This is a genomic window from Yinghuangia sp. ASG 101 (assembly GCF_021165735.1).
Taxonomy (GTDB): Bacteria; Actinomycetota; Actinomycetes; order Streptomycetales; family Streptomycetaceae; genus Yinghuangia.
In genome coordinates, this window is sequence record NZ_CP088911.1 from 1,880,726 (window position 1) to 1,903,931 (window position 23,206).

Consider the following 23,206-nt stretch of genomic DNA (forward strand, 5'->3'; position numbering starts at 1 on the left):
CCGTCTGATTCGCGATTGTTAATCGGTCATTTCCATGAACGCATGCATTTCCGTACGGCACGGCTCCGTGAATCCGCCGGCGGCCGGTGGGGACCGGGTGGCGGATCAGGTGTTTCGGGCGGCCAGGTAACGCGGCCAACTCCCGTGTTCCGTCACGTCGATGACGTCGGATCCGGGCGGTACGTCGCAGTGGAACGCGGTGACGTGCTCGCCGGTGTCAAGGGTGATCTTGCCCAGGGTCATCGGCGCGGGGAGAGCGGTCAGGAAGACCCCGAGGGCGGCGGGTGAGAGGGTCCACCGCTCGCCTTCGATCGCGCGGCCCGTTCCCGGGGCGGCGGCGACGATGCCCGGTTTGGGAGGGGGCGTACGCAGGTCGAGCATGCGGTAGTCGGGCGCGGTGCGCACGATGCCGCGGAAGCGCGCACCGGCGTCGGTGAGTTGGTGGGCCAGAGGCCCGCCGCGCCGGTGGGCGCCGAACACGACCAGGTCGACGCCGAGTCCGGGGAACGTCCGCTCGACGGTCTCCGCGGCCAGGACGGCGGCGAGGTCGATGCCGATCTGGTCCTCGAACGCCCGGGTGATGACGCTGACGCCGAACGGGCTCCCGTCGGCGGTACCCGCCGGGACGGCGACGGCGGCCATGTCGAGGAGGTTGACGAAGTTGGTGTACGTGCCCATGCGGCTGTTGGTGCCGACGGGATCGGCCGCCACCTCCGCGAGGGTCGGATGCCCGACGGTCGTGGGCAGGAGCAGCGCGTCGCAGTCCCGCAGCAACGCCGCGGCGGTGGCCCGGGCCTCGTCGACGCGGCGCTGATCGGCGGCGAGTCCGTGGGCGGGCAGGCCGGCCGCCGCGCGGATGATCGCGGCGACCGTGGGGTCGGCGCCCGCGGGCTCGGTGGCCAGGAAGTCGCCGACGGCCGCGAACCGTTCGGCGACCAGCGCGCCGTCGTACAGGAGCGTGGCGACGGCCAGGAGCGGTGCGACGTCGACGACCTTCACCCGGGCTCCCGCCCCCACCAGCCGGTCGACGGCGGCGGAGAACGCCGCGCGCGCGTCGTCGGACAGCGGCGCGAGGGCACCGGGGTCCGGGACGGCGACGCGCGGTTCCGGCGGCGCGGCCAGGCGTACGTCGCTCGGCCACGCGCGGCTGAGCGGGTCGGCGGCGTCCGGGCCGCTCATGACGGCCATCGCGTGGGTCGCCAGGGCGAGGGAGGCGGCGAAAACGGTCACGCAGTCGTACGGTCGCGCGGCGGGGACGACACCCGTCGTGGGCACGAGGCCGCGCGTCGCCTTGATGCCGACGATGCCGTTGAGCGCGGCGGGCACGCGGCCGGACCCCGCGGTGTCGGTGCCGATCGCCAGATCGGCGATGCCCAGCGCGACCGCGACCGCCGATCCCGAGCTGGACCCGCCCGAAATCCGGTCGGGGCGCGGCGCGTTGCGCACGGCGCCGTACGGGCTGCGGGTGCCGACGAGGCCCGTCGCGAACTGGTCGAGGTTCGTCTTGCCGAGCAACACCGCGCCGGCGTCGACGAGTCGGGCGGCGGCGGTCGCGGTGCGCGCGGGTGTGTACGCGAACCCGGGGCACGCCGCGGTGGTCGGCAGACCCGCGACGTCGACGTTGTCCTTGACCGCGAACACCAGCCCGGCGAGCGGGAGTTCGTCGCCCCCCGCGATGCGGGTGTCGACGCGGTCGGCGTCCGCGAGCACGTCCGCCTCATCGCGCGCCAGGATCCACACCTCCGGCCGGTCGACCTCCTTGATCCTGCGGAACGCCTCCTCCACACGGCCGCGCGCCGACACCGCGGTCATGCGGCGGCCTCCACGGCCAGCACCGCCAGCGGGGCGCCCGGATCGATCTGCCGTCCCGGCTCGACCAGGACCTGGTGGACGAATCCGTCCGCGGGCGCGGTCACCACGACCTCCATCTTCATCGCCTCCAATCGGACCAGCACATCGCCGCCGCGCACGAACCCGCCCGGCGCGGCGGTCACTTCCCAGACCGTGGCCGCGAGCGGCGCCCGCACCACCTCGCCGCCCGGAGGCACGACCAACCGGGCCGCCGGGGCGGGTTCCGGTTCGGGCCGCGGCGCGAACTCGCCCGCCGCCTCCCACGCGACGCGTTCGGCCTCGAACGCGTGCGCCTGCCGTCGCCGGAACTCCTTGATGTCGTCGGCGTTCTCGGCGAGGAACCTGTTGTGGTCGGCGAGGGTGAACGTGCCCGCGGTGATGTCGAGTCCGGCTCGGCCGGTCAGCAAGTCGGCGCGGATGCCCAGGAGTTCGTCCGGTTCGACGGGATACCAGCTGACACGGTCGAAGAACCGCAGCAGCCACGGCACACCGGGCTCGAACCCGCCGGTGTTCGCGTGCGTGCTCCAGATCGGTATGGTCCGGCCGACCAGCTGGTAGCCGCCCGGGCTGTTCATCCCGTACACGCACATGTACGTGCCGCCGATGCCGACCGTGCCCTCCGCGGTCCACGTCCGGGCGGGGTTGTACTTCGTCGTGACCAGCCGGTGCCGCGGGTCGAGCGGGGTCGCGGCCGGCGCGCCGAGGTACACGTCCCCGAGGCCCAGGACGAGGTAGTCGGCGTCGAAGACGATGCGGCGCACGTCGTCGGCGTCGGGCAGGCCGTTGATGCGGCGGATGAACTCGATGTTCGACGGGTTCCACGGGGCGTCGTCGCGGACGGTCTCGCGATAGCGGGCGATGGCCCGGCCGACGACGGGGTCGTCCCAGGACATCGGCAGGCGGACGGTGCGGCTCTCCACGGACAGGTCGGCGGTGGCGGGCAGTTCGGACTCGACCTCGGCGAGGATCCGCATCAGGCGCCGCTGCGGGAGCCGGTCCGGATCGGTGTGCAGGTGCAGCGAGCGCACCCCCGGGGTGACGTCGACCAGGCCGTCCAGACCGCGGGCGGCGAGGCCGGACGCGAGGGCGTGCACGCGCATGCGCAGCCCCAGGTCGAGGACCATCGGCCCGTACTCCACCAGGATGTTGTCGGCGGCACCGCGCCGGTACACCACCTCCGGCGTCGCGTCCGTCGCCGCGATCCGGCCCAGGACGCCGTCGTCGCGCTCGGGAGCCCGGCCCAGCAGCGGCGGCGCGGCCATCGTGCCGGACCGCAGCGCGTCGGCCGTGTCCTCCGCGACCGGGGTGAACCGGATCCGGTCGCCCGGCCGCAACTGGCCGATCTTCCACCGCTCGCCGGGGACGACCGTCACCGGGCACACGAACCCGCCCAGGCTGGGCCCGTCCGGCCCCAGCAGCACCGGGGTGTCGCCGGTGAGGTTCAGCGCCCCGACCGAGTACGGGTTGTCGTGCAGGTTGGACGGGTGCAGCCCGGCCTCGCCGCCGTCGGCGCGCGTCCAGGTCGGCTTCGGGCCGGACAACCGCACACCGGTGCGCGCGGCCTGACTCGTGACGGTCCACCAGGTCGCGTACAACTGCGCCATATCCGCGCGCGTCAGGTACTCGGGGGCGGGCTGCGGGCCCTCGCTGACGCCGACGACCCACCTGTCGGTGAACTCCGGTGCGGGCGTCGGCTCCCGGACGCTCGCGCGGGGGCGCTCCGCGTCCTGGTCCGCGGAGACGCCGGGCACGGCGCGCAGCACGTCGCCGACGCGCAGGGCCCGTCCGGCGTGACCGCCGAACTCCCCCGCGGTGAAGGTGGACGCCGAACCGAGGTAGGCGGGGACGTCGAACCCTCCCGCGACCAGGACGTACACGCGCATGCCCGGCCCGGTGGCGGTGCCGACGTCCAACTCGCCGCCGGCCGGCACCCGGACGGCCTCCCGCCGCGCGACCGCGAATCCGTTGACTTTGACCGCGGCCGGCGCGCCGGTCACACACACCGTCGCGGCATGGGTGAACCGCAGGCGCGGCCCGTCCAGGGTGCATTCGAGTCCGGGGGCTCCGTCGGGATTGCCGAGGATGCGGTTGCCGTCGCGGAAGGACCGGTCGTCCATCGGCCCGCTGGGCGGGATGCCGACGTCCCAGCCGCCGAGGCGCCCCGGCAGGTCCTGCACGGTGGTGAGGGTGCCGGCCCGGACGACCTCGATCCGCGGCCGGGGGTCCCGGACCGACCCGAGGGTCGCCGTCGTCATCCATCCCGCGGAGACGACGGGGTCGGCGACCGCCGCGCGCAGTTGCCCGAGGTTGGTCTCGATCCCGGCGACCTCGGTGTGCTCCAGCGCGTCGGACAACGCCGCGAACGCCGCCTCGCGTGTGTCCGCGTGGGTGATCACCTTGGCGAGCATGGGGTCGTAGAACGTGCCGACCTCACGGCCCGGTTCGAGCCAGCCGTCCACCCGCGCGCCCGGGCCGTACGCGACCCGGGTGACGACGCCGGAGCTGGGCTGGTGGCCGCGTGCCGGGTCCTCGGCGTACACGCGCGCCTCGACGCTGTGCCCGCGCGGCGGCGGACCGCCGTCCGGCACGCCGTCGAGGAGGCCCGCGTCGCCGCGGGCCAGGCGCAGCATCCACTCCACCAGGTCCACGCCGGTGACCGCCTCGGTCACGGGGTGCTCGACCTGGAGCCGGGTGTTGACCTCCAGGAACCAGGCCTCCTGCCGTTCCGGGTCGTAGACGTACTCGACGGTCCCCGCCGACCGGTATCCGACCCTCGCGCACAACGTCCGCGACGCCGCGTGGATCCGGTCGCGGACCTCGTCGGGCAGCAGCGGTGCCGGGGCCTCCTCGATGACCTTCTGGTGGCGGCGCTGCAGACTGCAGTCGCGGTCGCCCAGGCTGACCACGCGGCCGTCGCCGTCCCCGAACACCTGCACCTCGACGTGCCGGGCGTTGGCGACGAAGCGCTCCAGGAACACCGCGGCGTTGCCGAAGCCGGCCTGCGCCGCACGGGTGACCTGGTCGTACCCGGCCCGCAGCGCGGCCTCGTCGGCACACGCCCGCATGCCGATGCCCCCGCCGCCGGCCACCGCCTTCAGCATGACCGGATAGCCGATCCGGTTCGCCTGGGTGACCGCGTCCTCGACGTCCACCAGCAGTTCGGTGCCGGGCATCAACGGGACACCGGCCCTGGCGGCGGCGCCGCGCGCGGTGTTCTTGGTGCCGAACAGCTCGATCTGCCCGGGCGTCGGGCCGACGAACGCGATGCCCGCCGCCTCGCACGCCCGGGCGAAGTCCGCGCGTTCGGACAGGAATCCGTAGCCGGGGTGCACGGCCCCGGCGCCTGTCCGGCGGCACGCCTCCACGATCGCGTCGACGCGCAGGTAGCTCTCGGCGGCCGGCCCCGGACCGATCCGCACCGCCTCGTCGGCCATGCGCATGTGCATCGCCCCGGCGTCCGCGTCGGAGTACACCGCGACGGTGCGCAGTCCCATCCGCGACGCGGTCCTGATGATGCGTACGGCGATCTCGCCCCGATTGGCGACCAGCACGGTGTCGAAACTCATGAATGGCCTCCGTGCAGCGTCATCAGCGTCAGCGCCCGCGAGGCCCGCTCCCAGACCACGGCCAGGGACTCTCCGACATGGACGTGCAGCGCCCGGTGGGCGGCGTCCAACTCCCCTGCCCGGAGCAGTTCCAAGATCTCCACGTGCTCGGCCACGGTCGTGGCCACGCGGTCGGCGGTGAGGAAGTCGTACATGCGGATCCGGCGGATCTTCGCGTTCACCGACACCAGCGCCGCCGTCAGCGCGGCGTTCCGCGCCGCCCGCGACAGCTCCACGTGGAACCGCTCGTCCAACAGCACGAACCCCGGCCCGGGTTGGGGCGGTTCCTCCCGCATCCCGGACCACCACGCCCACTGCTCCGCCAGGATCGCGTCGTCGTGCCGGAACGACGGGTTCTCCAACGCCCGTGCGATCCCCCGGAGTTCCAGCGTGACCCGCAGCTCGTACAGGTCACGCAGCTCCGCGAGGTCCGGCACCGCGACGTAGTACGCCCCGTCCACCCGCGTCAGCAGCCCGTCCGCGACCAGGCCGACCAGCGCCGCCCGGACCGGCGTCCGCGACACCCCCAACCGCCGCGCCAGCCCACTCTCCGTCAACCGCTCCCGCAGCCCGAACTCCGCTCCCAGCACGGCCGAACGAAGCCGATCCTCGACCCGCGACCCAAGAATCCCCACGGACGAGGACCCTGTATCCGGACCGGTATCCACATCGGTGTCCATGCCGCGAAGCTAGGCACCCCCCGTTTCCCCGAATACCCCCACCGGTTACAACCCCGTATCCATCCCCTGACACCCCACCCCGCCTCACCCCCGCAACCACAACCTCCTGCCGCGCCCCTTCCGGCAGTCCCCCAAGTCACCCCCGCTGAGACCGCGAACTCACCGACACGGCAATCCCGAAGCCCTCGAGATCACCCGCGCGTCACGGACGTGCGACGTCGGTCGCGAAGCCGACCCAGATGCTCGTTGAGATCCTCGAAGAGGTGGGTGAGGGCATCGACGGACGCTGTGGGGGCGGTGCCGTCGTCGGGGCCGTCGGGGAGACGGTCCCAGGCCACGGGAGGAGCGGAGTCGGCCTCGTCGATCCACGCCAGCAGCTCCGCGTCGTTCGGGAGTTCGTCGGGGCCGATGACCTCGTACATCAGGGTGCTGCCCGCGATGCCGATGGCCTTGCACAGAGCGTTCACCTGGTCCCCCGGTCGGGGTGCGCCGGCCGAGGTCAGGTTTTCCATGACCCGGACGACGGCCAGCGCGGTGGGACGGTGGTCCATGATGCCGAGGCGCAAGGCGGTGTTGAGGAAGTCCTGGTTGCCGCAGGCCACCTCGACGGGACGATAGTCGGCACCGTCGCGGCACATTTCGGCGGCCCACCACAGCCGGGCGAAAGCCTGGACGGAACTGCCTCCCACAAATCGAGACGCCTGGACGACGGGGCGTCGCGTGTCCTCGCCGCCCACTGGGGTGTGTCGCCACAGAACATAGTCCGGGGCGACGATCATGGCGAGGTATGCCCACAGATCCTTGTCCGCGGCCTCGCTCCTGGTCATGCGCATGGTCGCGTGGAGGCGCGGCGCGAGCCAGGCGTCGGCGTCGGCACGGTTGCTCGCGAAGCGAGCCGTGGCGTGGTCCAGCAGCTCCCGAACCGGTGCGGTGTCCCACCGTGCCGACGGATCGGCGATCACGGTAGCGGCGCGCAGCAGCGCGACCTGTGGGGGTGGCTCGGCTCCGGACAGAATGGCCTGGTCGAGGAATCGCGTGGCCACGCCCACCGGTAGCAGGGCAAGACGATCGTCGGTGGCGTGCGGGAAGCTCACCGGTCTTCTCCTTGGGACGAACGGGCCGTGAGGCGCAGTGTCGTGGCAAGTTGCCTGGGCAACTGGGCCCTCAGTGCGGCGGCATACTGAATGCGGGACTGCAATTCGGTCCAGCCGTAGCCCTCTTCGCGGCGCGCCCGCAATTCGACGATCGCGTCCGTCGGGGAAAGCCCGGGGAGGACGTCGGAGAGCATGGTCTCGAGGACGGACTCGCGCCAGCCGGTGGGCATCTGCGGCCGACCGACCTCATCCGACTCGATGTCGCTCACGGCCGCGTGGAACATCGTCTCCCATACGTCTCCGACGATCTGGGCGTTGACGAGAGCGGCCGTCGCCTTCTCCACCGCGCTCGTGCCACGCAACAGAGCGGTCAGCCCCTCGACGGCCTGGTTCAGGTAGACGGTCGGCATGTCACCGGACGTGTCGACGAACCATGGTGCCTCCTTGAGCGAGCGCAGCCAGGCGTACGGACCGTCGCGGAAGTCCGTCTCAACGATCCGGATCTCCTTGGCCCGAACGGGGATTCGGGACTGGAGGTCGAGCACCCAGTCGGTATCGCTCCGCCCGATCATGCGCCCTCGGACGCCGTCGACCGCGGCCACGACCCGCACGCCGAGGGTGGCCCGGGAACGGTGCCGAGATCGACGCAGCCGCACCGAGCCCTGCCAGGCACCAGAACCACGGTCCTTGGTAAGGCGTTGAACGGTCCGGGTGTTGGTGGTCGACTCCTCCAACACGGCCGCGCACACGAGTTCGGACCAGGGGCCGTAGGCGATCTCCTCCTCCGGCAGCACGGCCCGGACGTCGAGCACCGCCTCGCGCCAGTCGTCGCGGCCGGCGTCGTCGAGGGCGACGGTCCGCTGAGAGGCGGCGATTTTGGTGTAGTCGAGCGGACGGGCGTCGATCCGGACGCGGGTGATCTCGACCTCGACCGGTCCGCTCAGGACGGCGTAGGGGTAGATGCTCCGGCTCACGGGCGTGCAACTCCTTCGACGGCCTTGCGCAGGATCACGGTGACATTGGTCCGCACGGCATCGACCGGGTGGCTGTCGACGTCGGTAACGCCGCTGAACATCGCGTACCGGACGCCTGGGGCGACGACGATGACGTCACCGGCGAAGGAGCAGTTCTCCGTGGCGGTCAGTTCGGCCCAGCGGACCGGGCTGCCGGAACCGAAGCAGGCGATCGGCAGGAGGCGCCAGGGGTCGTCCTGTTGCGGGACGGCGATGCGCACGCGCAGGGACCATGCCCCGGTGGCGTCGACCTCGCCATCGAGGTCGTCGACGGCCGGGTAGCCGCGTCCGCGGTGAGTGACCGTCCGTCCACCGCCGCTTGGCACGGTGAGCTTCAGCAGGTTCCGGAGCAACGCGGGGCCGGCTCCGTCGGTGGGCCCGACGGCCCGCGCGCCGACGATCGCGCGTACGGCGTCGTCGGACGCCACGCGGAACTCGTCCAAGCGCTTCTTCGCCCCGCGTACGTACGTGGCGGACAGCTCGTCCGTCCACTCCCAGCGATTGTGCTCGGGGGGTTCCGACGCACGAAGGAAGGCTTCGGCGCGCACGACGTCCTCCCCGTCGCGGGCGGTCGCGAAGCCGGCGAGCAGAACCGCCTGGTAAGGCTCGACGACGAGGCCCAGATCGCGCGGCCTGCGGCTGGCGATCGTCATGCGGTTTCCCCGCATGGACACGACCTGACTGTGAGTCCGATCGCCGTCGTCCGCGGGCGTGAACAGCAGCACCGCGTCGTGGGCGACAGACGTTGTCCCCTTGCCGTCGGTACGCAGTGGCGGCACGGTGAGCGTGACGGCTCGCTCGACCACGTCGGTCCGGCCGGAGAGCTGGGTGACCGTCTCCCCGGCCAGGTAGGCACGCAGGGCCCGGGCCAGGGCGGGGCGCCGTTGTTCGGGACTGACACGCGTCTCCGGGATCAACTCGGTCCCGTTGCGCAGGGTTCGGACCGACGCCTCGAGCAGCGGCGGCAGAGTGTCCGTTCCGGTCATCGCGGCCCAGAAGTTCTCCGCCAAGGAATCGCAGAGCTTGTTGTGCATGGCCTGAAGGCCTTCGTCCCCGACCGCGACAGCGGCGGCGTCGTGGGCGCCGACCACCAGGAAGGACGTCCCCGGCTCCTCGCCCTCACGCTCCAGATAGAGGTTCGCGGTCTCCTGTTCACTGCCCCACCAGGAGCGGGAGACGTTCTCGAAGGCACGGTCGCTGTCCGGTTCACCGAACCATGCCGGCCCGGCGAACGCCTCGCCGTCCACTTGGTGCCAGGGCAGGTCCAGGCGACCGATCAACCGACGTGCCGTGCGGCCTTCGTGGGGAACCGAGAGGGTGCTGTTCACGAGGACGAGGCCGAGCCTGCTGGTGGCCCAGAGGGTCGCCTTGCCCAAGCCATAGGAGCCTCCCGCTCGGCGGTTGTCGCCCTTGTGGCTGTCGAGTTGACGTCGCACGACGGCGGCGAAGCGGCCGTCGTCGTACTCGGGACCGGTGAGGCCGTTGGCGTTGTGGTCGTCGACCCGGAGCAGCAAAAGGGAACCGGAGGCCTCCAGCTCTCGTAGGCCCCCGGCCAGTGCGCGTCCGACCTTCTGATCCGTGGTTGCGGCGGCGGCGTAATGGGCCTTGAGCGATTCCCATTGCACGACGTCCAGGAAGCTGCGCAGATGTTCACCGGTGAGCTCGTGCAGGATGTACCGGACGCGAACCGGCCGCGTGGGGTCGTACCGCTCGTCGAGAGAGTTCTGCGTCGCCTCGCGCGCGAGGACGCCGAGGTCCGCCTCGAAGGCGAACGCCGCCGCGTTGCCGAACTCCCGGCCGCCGTCGGCGTGTGCGGGGCGGTGGTACCAGGTCACCGGCCGCGCGGCGACAGCGTCGCTCGTACGCCCGTACACGGTGGCCAGATCCGTGTCGAAGGCATCGGCGATCCGACGAACGGTCTCCGGCCGTGGCTGGGCCCGGCCGGTGATCCACGCGGACACCGCGGCCCGGGTGACATCCAGCATGGTCGCAAGCTCCGATTGGGTCATGTCGCGACGTCGAAGCTGTCTCCCGAGCCAAGGCCCGAACTCTTCACTCTCATTGGTCACAGGAGGCGCCCCCCACCGAGCCATCGACCCTGAGGTCGCCGGATGTTCATCCTTGTCAGAAGCATGCTAGCAGTGAAATTTGACATCTGATCCCTGTCAAAGACTCTTGTCGCAACGGCACTTCGGACTGCGCAAGCAGATGGCTCGACGACAAAACAGGAATAAGGATCAAATGGGCAATCAGGACGAACAGGTCGACGCGGCGCCCCGCGAACGGAATACGGCTGGACACGGGTGACCGGACCGTGCCACCTTGGTACCGCTGACCTGCCGTCAAATTCGTGAGACGGTGGGCCAGTTGAGGTGGGGGGCTTATTTTGGCGCGCCCCCGTACGGTAATTGCATCAAACGGGGGTCACGATTCGGCTGCGCGCCGAGCGGAGTGCCACTGGCCGGTGGACGGCCCTCGCGGTGATATCAGCGCACCCTGTCCCTCCCCGCTCCATGCACCGTGTTTCTTCCACCTCGCCGTGCCTGTAGGAGGCTTTCGTGACCCCCTCTTCCCACTCCGACGACGAGATCACGTCGTGGATCCAGGAGTACAACGCCATGGACCCGTGTCTCCGCTCGGAGTTCCTCGAAGGCTGGGGAGCGATGGTCGCGGCCAACAACCGGCGGCGTGCCTCCCGTTCGTCGCGGTTGTCGGCCAACTCATCGCAGGTGGACGGGACTTCGAGGTCGAACAACAACGACAACGATCCGTTCGAACCTGATTCGGTGGTGGTCGTCGTTCGCCTTCCGAAGGCGACGGAAGACGTCGAGTTCCTGCTCGACGCCCGTGGGGGCACCGGCCGTTCGTGGCGGTACAGGTCGTCTCCGCCGCCGCGTGGATCCGCCGGCACCGGCCCCGGACGGCGCCGTTCCGGCGGGCGCCGGCACGAGCTTCGGGGACGTTCCGACGCCGCCCTGATCAGGATTGTCATCACGTTGTCCGAGAAGTAAGGCCGAATCCGATTGCCGTCGGCGCGGAGGGCCCGGGAAGCCGAGGCCCTCCGCGCCGACAAGAGCACAGCTTTTCTGTTGTCCGTCGATCTTCCTCTCGATATTTGGTCCGAATGTATTCCGGACAGGAAGCAGCAGGGTCGTGAACGATCAGAAGTTGTCGCAGAATTCGGATGGCTTGGTCATTCAGACGGTATTGGAGCAATCGACCCGCACCCTGGAGACGTATCGCATCGATCCCGGGTTGGTTCAGGAGCACGCCAACGGCGAGCTGCGGATCACGCAGGGCGGCTACGGCGAGCGCCAGTTGTTCGAGCTCGTTCAGAACGGCGCCGACGAGATCGCCAACGAACCCGGTGGACGCCTGGCCGTGGTGCTGACCGACGACACCCTCTACTGCGCCAACCAGGGCACACCGGTCACCCCGCAAGGCGCCGACACGATCCTGCGCATGAGCGTCTCCCGCAAGCGCGGCGGTCAGATCGGTCGCTTCGGCGTCGGTGTGAAGTCGGTGTTGTCGGTGACCGACGCACCCCAGTTCTTCAGCACCGAGGGATGCTTCGGCTTCGACCGGGCCTGGTCCGCCGATCGGATCGCCGAGGCTCTCGGGCTCTCGCAACCGCTCGACATGGACACCCCGGTGCTCCGGATGGCCCGTCCGCTCGACCGAGAGGAGGAACTCGACCGGGACGACGTTCTGAGGGAACTCCTGACCTGGGCGACCACGGTGGTCAAACTCCCTTTGCTGCCGGGGGCGGCCGAGCGTTTGGGGCACGACATCACCGGCTTCCGGCACCGCGACGGTCGCGAGACCGACGCCTTCCCCTCCGGCTTCCAGATCTTCTCCTCCCACGTCGGTGAGGTGCTGTTGGAGGACCGACGTCGTTTTCCCGTCCAGCGCCGCAAGCTGACCGTGCAGGCCTCCGGTGAACGGCGGACCATCCGTGAGGTCGGCACGGGGATCAAGGAGACGGTCAGCGAGTGGAACGTCTTCACGGTTGCCCACGAGCCCACGGCGGAGGCCCGCGGCGGCGCCGGCGAACTGCACGACCGAAGCGTCATCGACGTCTCTTGGGCGGTTCCCGCCTACGTGGAGAAGGACGGATTGCTGACGGTACCCGTCGGGCGCGGCCAATTCTGGTCCTACTTCCCGACCAAGTACCCGGTCTCCGTGACGGGTTACCTGAATGCGGCGTGGAAGACCAACGAGGACCGGCAGAACCTCCTCGACGGCAGCACCTTCAACCGGGAACTGCTCCGGGTCGCGGCCCGCGTGGTGGTCACCTCCCTCCCACGGCTGACTCGCAAGGAGGATCCCGCCGCCTACCTGCCACTCCTGCCCGGCCGTGCCAAGGAGGCCGTGAACTGGGCGGAGGAGTACTTCATCCGCCACGTCTGGGACGCCGCCGCGCAACTTCCGTCCCTCCCGGATCAGGACGGCGTTCTCCGCGTCCCCCGTGACCTGCACATCCACCCCGGGAGGCTGCAGCCGGAATGGCTGCGGATCTGGGCGGAGTACCCCGGACGTCCCCGCGACTGGGTGCACCCCTCGGTTGACGCCAACGCACTGCGCCACGGCAAGATGGAGCACATCCTGCTGGCCGCCAGGAAGCCGACGGCAGACGTCCGCTCCTGGCTGGAGGCACTCGTCTCGGACGGCACCGCCGAAGCGTCCTGCCACGCGATCCGCATTCTCGCGGCGATGGTGGAGCACAACGGTGACCGAGCGACGCTGGAGGCCGCGCGCAGCGCACGGATCGTCCTCACCGACGCGCACGGGATGGTGGCCCCGGCCGCGGGCAAGGTGTTCCACCGCACCGGCACCGACGAGCTCCGCGACGACATGATCTACGTGCACACGGCCATCTCCGAACGCATGGAGATGCAGCGCCACCTGCACACCATCGGGATTCGAATCGCCGATGCCCACGGCCGGTTCCAGGGCGTTCTCGACCAGGGTTTCGAGGCCTACACCCCGGAACTGTGGACGCAGTTCTGGATGCTGCTGCGCAGCGCCGGCGGCAATGCCCAGGTGGACCGCATTCGCGGGCGCTACCCGGACGCGCGTGCCGTGCTCCACGTCCGCACGGTCGACGGACGCTTCCGCCCCATGGCCTCGTGCCTGCTGCCGGGCGTCGTCGTACCCGGAGACCACAGCAGGGATGCCTCGATCGCCGTGGACATGGAATTCCACGGAGCGGACACCGCGATCTTCCGCGACCTCGGACTGGTCGACCGGCCTGCGGTCGCCCACGACCCGAAACGGCAGCCCTGGTTCGAGGAGTACCGGCAGGCGGTGCACGACCATCACTTGCGCCGGCTCGCCGCGGACGCCCCGCGGACGCACATCAATCGGCTCGTCCTCGAGGGAGCAGCACCGGCCGGCCCCTTGGACCTGCTGCCCCGGCTCTCGCAGGAGGGCCGCGCCGCGTTCGTCGCCGCCATCCCGGACGCCGGCGTCGTCGAGAGCTGGACCCGCGCCTACGGCGCCTCCGCCAATGGCCGTACCGAGGTGACGTCTCCGCTGCGCTGGATGCTCGGCCGATACGGCCTGGTGCACACCTCGCTGGGCCTCACCCCGGTGCGGGAGGCGGTCGGCCCGCAGCTCAAGGAGTACGCGCAGGTGCTGCCTGTCGTCACCGACATCTCCGAGTCGAAGGCTCGAAAGCTGCGTATGCCGGCCACCCCGGAAGAGGTGCCCGCGAAGCGTTGGCATACTTTGTTGGAACGGGTGCTGGTCAGCGAGGACGACGCCTTCATCGGTCGCGCCTACGCGCTGATGCTGCGCGTCGGGATGGAGTTCCCCGAAGACGTCCTGACCCGCTGCCGTGTGGGTGGCTCCTGGGACACCCGTCCCGACACGGAAATCGTCGTCGCGACGTCCGCGGCCGACTTCAACGAACTCGTCCGAGAGCAGCTCCCCGCGCTGCTGGTCACGGACAAGGCGGACGCCGCAGCCGCCGCCCAGATGATCGAACAGTGGGGGATGCTCAAGGTCGAGGACGTCATCAGTAAGCAGGTCCGCAAGGCCGGAACGACCCGGCCGACCCTGCTCGTCGACGAGTTCCCGCCGTTGCGTCAGCGCCTCGGCAAGTCGGTGGAGAGCAGGAAGGTGCAGCGCTGCGGCGAGCTCGAGCACGAGATCCGCACGCCGCGTGGCGTGGAGCTCAAGCCTTTGTCCTCGGCCCGCAACGGGTCGACCCTGCTCGTGCTGGACACACTCACGCCGATCGACGTTCTGGCAGCCGCAGACCGGGAGTTCGGCTGGCAGCTCGGCCCCCAGGGTTGCAAAAGCGTGCTGGATCTCCAGGTGCGTCAGGAGCAGGATCGGGAGACTCGTGCTCGCCTGCGCCGGGTCACCGAGGCCGAGAGTGTCATCGACAAGATCGCCCTGCTGATCGGTGAGGAGGAACTTCGCACCGAGCTGCCCCCGGGGCTGCTGGACAGTGAGGTCGCCGAGCGTGACGGTGAGCAGCCGAATGCGCGGCGAATCGCCGAACTGGCCTTCAACTCCCATGGCGAGGAGATCCTCCGCATCCACAGCCGGGACCTGGCGCTCGCGTTCCCCGGCAACGCGCCGAGCAGCTTCACCGGGGACGCCAAGGCACTGAAGTTCGTCACGGACCTCGGGCTACCCGACTCGTTCGCCGGGTCCCGGGTGCCGCCGCTGGAGGCGCGCATCCAGGTGGACGGCCCGTCCGCGTTCCCGGCGCTGCACGACTACCAGGAACGGCTGGCGCAGGCACTTCAGCGGCTGCTGGACAACCCGGTCCCGCAGCGCGGGATGCTGTCCATCCCGACCGGCGCGGGCAAGACGCGAGTCACCTCCGAGGCCGTGATCCGGTGGATTCGGAACCGAGGCGAGCTTCCGGGGCCGGTGCTGTGGATTGCGGAGAGCGAGGAACTGTGTGAGCAAGCGGTGCAGAGCTGGCGCTTCGTCTGGTCCAAGGTGGGCGCGGAGATGCCGCTGGTCATCAGCCGCCTGTGGTCCTCCAACGAGGCCGCGCCGGTGACAGGTGAGCCGCATCTGGTCGTGGCCACCGACGCCAAGCTGCACAGTGTGCTCGGCCACGAGGACTACGCCTGGTTGCGGGACGCCGCCCTGGTCATCGTCGACGAGGCGCACCGGGCCACTTCCCCCCGCTACGGCGAGCTCTTCGAGCACCTCGGCGTGAATCCGCCGATGACGCGTCGCCACCTGGTCGGCCTGACGGCCACTCCGTACCGCAACAACGAGGACCTGACCCTGCGCCTGGTGCGCCGCTTCGGTACCCGCCTCGACCTCGAGGTCTTCGGCGGGGACCAGAACGAGGCCATCCGACAGCTCCAGGACCTCGGTGTCCTGGCCCATGTCAGGCACCGCGAACTCCTGGGAGCTGAGATCCGGCTGAGTTCCGACGAGGTCTCCAGCTCGGAGCAATTCGGCGTGTTGCCCAAACGCGCCGAGCAACGCCTCGCCGAGGACCAGGACCGGAACCTGCGCATCATCGACGAGATCGCGAACCTGCCGGCGGACTGGCCGATCCTCGTCTTCGCCACCTCGGTCGCACACGCCAAGTTCCTGGCCGCGAAACTGAACGACCGGCAGATCCGCGCGGCAGCCATCGACTCGGCCACGCCGGTGCCCGAACGCCGCAAGCGCATCGAGGACTTCCGAAAGGGGCGCATCCAGGTGCTCACCAACTACGGAGTGCTCGCCCAGGGCTTCGACGCGCCCGCCACCCGCGCGGTGGTCGTCGCCCGCCCCACCTACAGTCCCAACATCTATCAGCAGATGATCGGCCGCGGGCTGCGAGGTCCCAAGAACAACGGCACGTCCACCTGCCTGATCCTCAACGTCCGTGACAACGTGATCAATTACCGGGGCGAGCTGGCCTTCACCAAATTCGACTACCTGTGGAACGAGGACAGGTGACCGAGCCTCGGCACGCCCTCACCACGGCGCAGCAATCCGTCGTCGACCAGCCGTGGGACGCCCGCACCCTGGTCACGGCAGGTGCAGGCGCGGGCAAGACGCACACCCTGGTTCGCCGCTTGGAGGCACTGGTCGCCCGCCAGGAGTTGGAGGCACACGAGATCCTCGTCCTCACCTTCTCCCGGGCGGCGGTACGCGAGCTGCGCGAGCGGATCGAGAACCGGGCCGACGCCGCCCGTCGGGTGCGTGCCCAGACCTTCGACTCATGGGCGACCAGCCTGCTTCGTCGGGCCTATCCGGACCGCGACTGGTCGGGGACCACCTTCGACCAGCGGATCAAGGCTGCCACCGAGGGCATCGAAATGGGCGCGGTCGAAGCGGGCGAGTTCGGCGCCCCCGCCCACGTACTGATCGACGAGGTTCAGGATCTTGTCGGCGTGCGGCGTGAGATGGTCGAGGTCCTGCTCGACCGCTTCCAGGATCAGAGTGGCTTCACCGTGGTCGGGGACGGCGCCCAGGCCGTCTACGACTTCCAGGTCACGGACTCCGATCAGCGGGCGCGGGAGACGAACTACTTCTTCGACTGGATCCGTGGCTCGTTCGCCGAGGACTTGGTCGAGATCCACCTCGGCGACAACTTTCGCGCCCGTACCGAGCGGGCCCGGGTGGCCCTGCCCTACGGCCCCCGGTTGCGGCAGCTTGCGGCCGAGAGGGAGCCGGCCGAGGCGCAGGCCGAGCTGATCCACCGGGAGTTGCGGCTCCTGCTCGACGAGGCTCCCCACTTCGGCACATTGGACGACGTCTTCGTCCTGGACTCGCTCCGCTACTTCGACGGAACGACCGCAATCCTGTGCCGCGACAACGGTCAGGCGCTCACCCTCAGCCAAACCCTGCACGAGGCCGGCGTCGACCACCGACTCCAACGCTCCGTCCGAGACCGCCCCGCTCCGGCCTGGATCGCCGGTCTCCTTGCCTCCACCGACGCGGCGGACGTCTCCGAGCGGCGTTTCACCGAACTGATCGCCGGCCTCGACCCTCGGCCGGACCTGGATGCGTCGGTGCTCGCGCGAGCGGTACGGCGGGTCGCCGGCAACCGACGTGGCGGAATCGAACTCGCCGCGTTGCGTCTGGCCGTCGCGGAGGGACGGCTCCCCGACGAACTCATGCCGGTCGAACAGACCTCACTGGTCGTGTCGTCGGTACACCGTGCCAAGGGCCTGGAGTTCGATCGCGTCCTGGTCGTGGAACCGGTGGAGCTGAGGCGTCCGAAGACCGTGGCCAAGAAGAGGATCGACTACGACCCGGCTGCCGAAGCCCGCCTCCTCTACGTGGCCATGACCCGGCCTCGTGACGACCTCTATCGGCTCGATCGTCCCAACACGTGGCTGGTTCGCAAGGACAGACGCCTGGATCGCTGGTACCTCGGAGGCAGCCGATCGTGGGCCCGCAACGGCATCGAGGCGCTCGGCCTCGATGTCTGCCGCGCACACCCTCCGGGTCTGCGAAACTTCGCCGCCGACCCCGTCGAGATCCAGCGACACCTCGCGCACGAGGTACGTCCCGGCGATGCCGTCGAGTTGTCCCTGCTCCACCGCCTTCCCGACGTGGACCAGACGCCGCCGTATGCGATCGTCCATGACGGTCGCCGCGTCGGCGAGGTCTCGGAGCCGTTCCGTCACGTCCTACACCTGATGCTCGGCCGCGGCGGCGGTCGGACCGACTACAACGTCCCCGGCCGGATCACCGGCCTGCGCCTCGACTGCGTCGAAACCGTCGCCGGCAGCCACGTCGCGACCGAGAGTGCCGGTCTCGGCGGTTCGGGAGCGTGGCTCGTGCCCCGCCTCAGCGGCCTCGGCCGTTTCGACTGGTGCGACTCGTTCGACGTCTCGAACACGGAGCGACTTTCCTCATGAGCCCCGCCATCGACGACTACTACAGCCTGCGCGATCAGCTCGGCGCCGCCCTTCGACGGGACCTTCTCGGTCCGGTCGGAGGTGAGGAGGAGATCCTCAAGGACGACGCGCCGGTGACGATGTATCCGGTCGGCGTCCTCTTCCCCCAGGAGACGCCCGAGGCCGGCCGCGGCAACCGGGACCGCCACGAGGCGGACGGGGACGATTCTCCCGCACTCGTCCGCGGGGGTGACGGCGAGGAGGATGCCTTCGAGCGAGGCGTCTCGCTCGCCAACCTTCGACGGCCCTCCTCCATGGGACTCACGTTCGCCGTGGACCCCGCGGTGGCGGAGCGAATCGTGGTGCAGACCACGGCCGCCGTCTACCGTCCCGAGGACGCCGAGGGCAACCCCGTCGCGGCCTCGCGTATCGAGGCCCGCAGTACCCGGGAACAGCGCGAGCGTTGGCGCCGGGTCCCGCTCGACCCGGCCGACGTCGAGGTGGACGTGACAACGCCGGTCACGGTCAGGCATGCCCTCGCGGAAGGGCTGGAACTCCGGGTCCTGGTACGCGGCAAGGGGCAACACGGCACCGTCACCGTCACCGCCACACTGATCAACACCCGTACGGTCGGCGCCCGGGACCTGAAGGACGCAGCCTGCTACTACCAGTGCATGCTCCGCGTCCGGGCACGCACCGTCGGCGCCAAGGCCTTCGTCGAGCGCCGTATCTCCACCGGCAGCCACGATCGGGAGTTGATGCTGAGCCGCTTGCTCCACCGGCATGCGCCGGGTTTCGCCACCGGCCACGGATGCGCCGCCGCCTGGGACTGGACGCCACCGCCGATCGGGACCACGGTCACCGGGCGCGCCGCCGTCGCGGAGATCCGAACCGAGTTCGTGCCCGGTCACGAGGTGTTGCCGACCGACTCGAACCGGGCCATCGCCATCGATGCGCTCTCCATGCGGAGTCTGGGCGAAGCCGACCCGAAGACGGTGCTGAACGCGCTCGGCGCACTCCTTGACGGCTACCGGATCTGGATCGGCGAACGCAAGGCCGAGGCGGAAGCCCTGGCCGGTACCGAGTACGAGAATGCCGCGCAGGAGCAGATCAGGGCGTGCGAGACGGCGCTCACGCGCATGAGCACGGGGGTCGCGCTGCTCTCCGACCCCGGGCACGCTCACACAATGCGGGCGTTCCAGTTGACCAACCGTGCCATGGCCGAGCAACGTGCCCGCACATCCTGGGTCAAGGCGGGCAAGCCCGCGGGCGGACCGGACGAGCGCGCGGAGTACTGGCGTCCCTTCCAGATCTGCTTCCTGCTGCTCTGCCTCCCCGGCATCGTCGAAGACGAGCATCCCGACCGCGGCATCGCCGACCTGCTGTGGTTCCCCACGGGTGGCGGCAAAACCGAGGCGTACCTCGGCCTGATCGCCTTCACCACCTTCCTGCGTCGCCTCGAAGACCCCGTCCACGGGGGTGGTGTCACCGTGCTCATGCGGTACACCCTGCGGCTGCTGACGCTGCAACAGTTCGAGCGCGCCACCGCACTGATCTGTGCCATGGAACTGACCCGCTCCCGTCATGAGGACGAGCTGGGAGGTGAGGGCATCTCCATCGGCATGTGGGTGGGAAAGTCGGCGACCCCGAACGACTTGGTGACGGCCGCCGAGAAACTCGACACCCTGCGCGCCGGGGGGCGTTCCCTCGACAAGGAGAACCCGGTCCAGCTCCAGGCATGCCCCTGGTGCGGCAGCCGCCTCGGGGCGTCGAACTACGAGGCCGTGCCGGAACGCGCTCGCATGTATGTCCACTGCCCGGACATCGACTGCGCGTTCCACCGCGGCGACGGACTCCCCGTGCACCTGGTCGACGAATCCGTCTACGCCGCGCACCCGACCCTGATCATCGCCACCGTCGACAAGTTCGCCTCCATGCCGTGGCGGGAGCAGACGGCCGCGTTGTTCAACCGCGATCTGGAGAGAACAAAGCCGCCGGAGCTGATCGTGCAGGACGAACTCCACCTCATCTCGGGCCCACTCGGCACGCTCACGGGACTCTACGAGACCGCGGTGGACATCCTGGCGAACCGGCCCAAGGTGATCGCGTCCACGGCAACCATCCGGCGCGCCGACGAACAAGGCTTGCACCTCTTCAACCGTGAGGTCCGCCAGTTCCCGCCGGCCGGACTCGACTCGCGCGACTCCTGGTTCGCTGTCGAGGCCCCGCGTGAGGACAAGGCCACCCGTCTCTACGTCGGCCTGCTGACCTCCAGCACGAGCCAGTCCACCCTGCTGATCCGTACCTACGCCGCCCTGCTGCACCAAGTCGGCATCGGCGACGCCGACGACGAGGTCAGGGACGTGTACTGGACTCTTGTCGGCTACTTCAACAGCCTGCGGCTGTTGTCCGCCGCCGAACTCCAGGTTCTTGACGACGTGCAGGACCGTATGGAGCAACTCGCGGCCCGCGACGGCATCGAGAAGCCACGCCACCCCGACGCGGTGACCGAGCTGAGCAGCCGAGCCGGCGCGAGCGACATCCCCCGGCGGCTCAAGGACATCGAGCGCAGGTTCCCGTCCCCGGACGCCACCGACGTCCTGCTCGCCACGAACATGATCTCCGTGGGGGTCGACATCGACCGCCTTGGCCTGATGGCGGTGATGGGCCAACCGCAGACCACCGCGGAGTACATCCAGGCGACCAGTCGGGTCGGTAGACGTCATCCGGGGCTCGTTGCGGTCATGCTCAACTCGACCCGATCCCGGGACCGTTCGCACTACGAGAACTTCCAGCACTTCCATTCCGCGTTGTATCGCGACGTCGAGTCCACCAGCGTCACGCCCTTCTCGGCGCGTGCCCGCGACCGTGGCCTGCATGCCGTGATCGTGGCCCTGGCGCGGTTGACGATCCCGGGGGCGCGCGCCAATTCGGCGGCGGCCCGGATAGAGGACTTCGTTGGCGAGATCAACGGCGCCGTTCGTGACGCGCTGCTGGAGCGGGTCGCGAGCGTTGCGCCCCGGGAATACGACGCCACTGCCGCCGCCTTTGACGAGTTCGTCGACTGGTGGCGCGCAGCGGGGGCCGCCGATCCGAATCTGCTCTACGAGGCCCACGCCAGGAGCGGCAGGGCCGCTCTCCTCAGCGCGTTCGACGACGACCGCCCGGAAGGTCGCACGGGTTGGCCCACATTGTGGAGCCTGCGCGATGTGGACGCCTCCTCGACGTTCTTCCTGGAGAAGCGATGACCCCGCCCCCCGCCCGCAAACGCGGAAGCGTCCGACCCGGCGCGCCGATCACGCCCCTGCGCAAGCTCGGCGAGATCCGCCGCGCCCAGGTCGTCACCACGTACGGCGTAGGCTCGATGATCGCGGTCGACAACGAGTCCTTCGTGGTTGCCGGGCTCGACACTTGGGATGTCAGCCGTACGCGAACCCTCTGGGAACCCCGTCTCACCAGGGCGACGGGTGTCCACGAGTTCAAACTGCCGCCTGCCGTCGACTCGGAGAACGCCCGCGACGGGTTGCGTGCCGCCCGATTCCCGCAGTTGTACTCGTGCCCGGAGTGCCGGGAGCTGCAGTACTACTCGAAGTTCAACCCACCGAGGGACAAGGCGGTCTGCGGCGCCTGTGAACGGGATCTTGTCCCGTCTCGCTTCGTGATGGCCTGTGTCGACGGCCATCTGGACGACTTCCCCTACTGGAAGTGGGTCCATCGATCCTCCTTTGGGCACGGCGACGCCGGCACGGCAGGCCGTTGCGGCGGCAAACTCCGCTTGCGCGCCGACGGCTCCACGGCCTCTCTTCGCGGCGTCGTCGTCGGATGCACCTGCGGCGCCAAGGAGGTGTCGATGGAGGGAGCCTTCCGCAGCCAGGCCCTCCGCGACCTCGGCATTCGGTGCACCGGGCGTCGCCCTTGGCTCAAGGACGCCCCGGCCGAGCAATGCGGCGAACCGCCACGCACCCTCCAGCGCGGTTCCTCCACGGTGTGGTACCCGGTGGTCCACTCCGCGCTGTCCATCCCGCCGTGGAGCGACGGCGTCCTCAAAGCGCTCGGCCCGCACTGGAGCAACATCCACGACGAGACCGAGGCCGACATCCGCACCTACCTGAGAATGGCGAAATTCGAGGAGGAACATCGGAATCTGACCGTCGACGACGCGGTCGCCGCCATACGGCGCGTCCGTGAGGCCGAGGCGGCGCCGTCGGCCGAGGAACATACCACGCTGTCACCACGTGATCTTCTCTACCAGGAGGAGTATCGAACCCTCCAACACGAGCGTCCGGAGGACGGCCGGGACGAACTCCAGGACTTCGTCTGCGAGCCGCCCGCCGACGACCGGACGCCGGACGGCATCGGACAGGTCATGCTCGTCAAGCGGGTCCGTGAGATCCGCGCCTTGCAGTCCTTCACCCGGGTCGAGGAGCCGGCGATCGGCGACACCACGAGCAGTTCCCGCCGGGCCGCGCTCGCCCTGCGGAAGCCGAACTGGCTGCCCGCCATCGAGGTCAGCGGCGAGGGTGTCTTCATCCGTCTCGACACGGAACACCTCTCCGCTTGGGAGCGGCGGTCTCAACCGCGCGAACGCGCGGAACGCGTCCGACGGAACCACGAGGCGCTGCTCCGGGACCGCTATGCCAACTCCGAGCGGTCCGCTCCGCCGTCCCCGGTCTCCCCCCGCTACCTGGCGGTGCACACACTTGCGCACCTGCTCATCAACGAGTGGAGTCTCGACGGCGGCTACCCGACCGCGTCCCTGCGTGAGCGCCTCTACGTCGGCGCCGAGATGGCCGGCTTCCTCATCTACACGGCCACCAGCGACTCGGCGGGAAGCCTCGGTGGCATCGTCGCCCAGGGCGAACCCGAACGCCTGGCCTCCTCCTTGGAGTCCGCGTTGCTCCGGGCCTCATGGTGCTCCAACGACCCCCTCTGTTCCGAGGCAACGGCAAGTGGCACCGACAGTGTCAACCTCGCTGCCTGCCACGCCTGCGTTCTGCTCCCCGAGACCAGCTGCGAGACGAACAACGCCTTCCTCGACCGGGTCGCCCTTGTGGGTACTCCGGACGGGGCGGTGCCCGGCCTGTTCTGACTCCCCGTCAGGCCGACTCGGGCGGGGTTCGCACTCGGGTTCCGCCCGAACGGCCG

11 protein-coding genes are annotated in these 23,206 nt (G+C 69.9%); 5 read left to right on the forward strand and 6 right to left on the reverse strand.

Annotated elements, in window-relative coordinates; genetic code table 11:
- Window positions 1-105 precede the first annotated feature (105 nt).
- From atzF to LO772_RS07710, 6 genes are all read right to left on the reverse strand, one after another.
- The gene (atzF, locus tag LO772_RS07685) at window positions 106-1,812 is read right to left on the reverse strand and encodes an allophanate hydrolase (protein ID WP_231777627.1); all 1,707 of its coding nucleotides are present in this window, start codon (window positions 1,810-1,812) and stop codon (window positions 106-108) included.
- The gene (gene uca, locus LO772_RS07690) at window positions 1,809-5,417 is read right to left on the reverse strand and encodes an urea carboxylase (RefSeq protein ID WP_231777628.1); all 3,609 of its coding nucleotides are present in this window, start codon (window positions 5,415-5,417) and stop codon (window positions 1,809-1,811) included. The genes atzF and uca overlap by 4 nt, the downstream gene beginning before the upstream one ends.
- Entirely contained in the window at window positions 5,414-6,136 is a 723-nt protein-coding gene (locus LO772_RS07695; protein ID WP_269453171.1) for a GntR family transcriptional regulator, read from the reverse strand. The genes uca and LO772_RS07695 overlap by 4 nt, the downstream gene beginning before the upstream one ends.
- A 191-nt stretch (window positions 6,137-6,327) precedes the next feature.
- Window positions 6,328-7,230 carry a DUF6339 family protein gene (locus LO772_RS07700; protein ID WP_231777630.1) on the reverse strand — a complete coding sequence of 301 codons (903 nt, stop codon included), beginning with the start codon at window positions 7,228-7,230 and terminating at the stop codon, window positions 6,328-6,330.
- A complete protein-coding gene (locus LO772_RS07705) occupies window positions 7,227-8,204 on the reverse strand; it encodes a hypothetical protein (protein WP_231777631.1) in 978 nt (325 codons plus the stop codon). Before LO772_RS07705 ends, LO772_RS07700 begins: the two co-directional genes overlap by 4 nt.
- Window positions 8,201-10,336 carry a helix-turn-helix transcriptional regulator gene (locus tag LO772_RS07710; RefSeq protein ID WP_231777632.1) on the reverse strand — a complete coding sequence of 712 codons (2,136 nt, stop codon included), beginning with the start codon at window positions 10,334-10,336 and terminating at the stop codon, window positions 8,201-8,203. The genes LO772_RS07705 and LO772_RS07710 overlap by 4 nt, the downstream gene beginning before the upstream one ends.
- Window positions 10,337-10,801: 465 nt before the next feature.
- On the opposite strand from LO772_RS07710, the gene LO772_RS07715 reads away from it, so the two are divergent.
- The 5 genes from LO772_RS07715 to drmB all read left to right on the forward strand — a co-directional run bounded on the left by LO772_RS07715 (window position 10,802) and on the right by drmB (window position 23,150).
- Entirely contained in the window at window positions 10,802-11,254 is a 453-nt protein-coding gene (locus tag LO772_RS07715; protein WP_231777633.1) for a hypothetical protein, read from the forward strand.
- A gap of 142 nt (window positions 11,255-11,396) precedes the next feature.
- Window positions 11,397-16,169, forward strand: coding sequence for a DEAD/DEAH box helicase (locus LO772_RS07720; RefSeq protein ID WP_231777634.1), 4,773 nt, complete (start codon window positions 11,397-11,399; stop codon window positions 16,167-16,169).
- Window positions 16,166-18,082, forward strand: coding sequence for a UvrD-helicase domain-containing protein (locus LO772_RS07725; RefSeq protein ID WP_231777635.1), 1,917 nt, complete (start codon window positions 16,166-16,168; stop codon window positions 18,080-18,082). Before LO772_RS07720 ends, LO772_RS07725 begins: the two co-directional genes overlap by 4 nt.
- A complete protein-coding gene (locus LO772_RS07730) occupies window positions 18,079-21,309 on the forward strand; it encodes a helicase-related protein (RefSeq protein WP_231777636.1) in 3,231 nt (1,076 codons plus the stop codon). Before LO772_RS07725 ends, LO772_RS07730 begins: the two co-directional genes overlap by 4 nt.
- Entirely contained in the window at window positions 21,306-23,150 is a 1,845-nt protein-coding gene (drmB, locus tag LO772_RS07735) for a DUF1998 domain-containing protein (RefSeq protein WP_231777637.1), read from the forward strand. Before LO772_RS07730 ends, drmB begins: the two co-directional genes overlap by 4 nt.
- The last annotated feature ends 56 nt before the right edge of the window (window positions 23,151-23,206 follow it).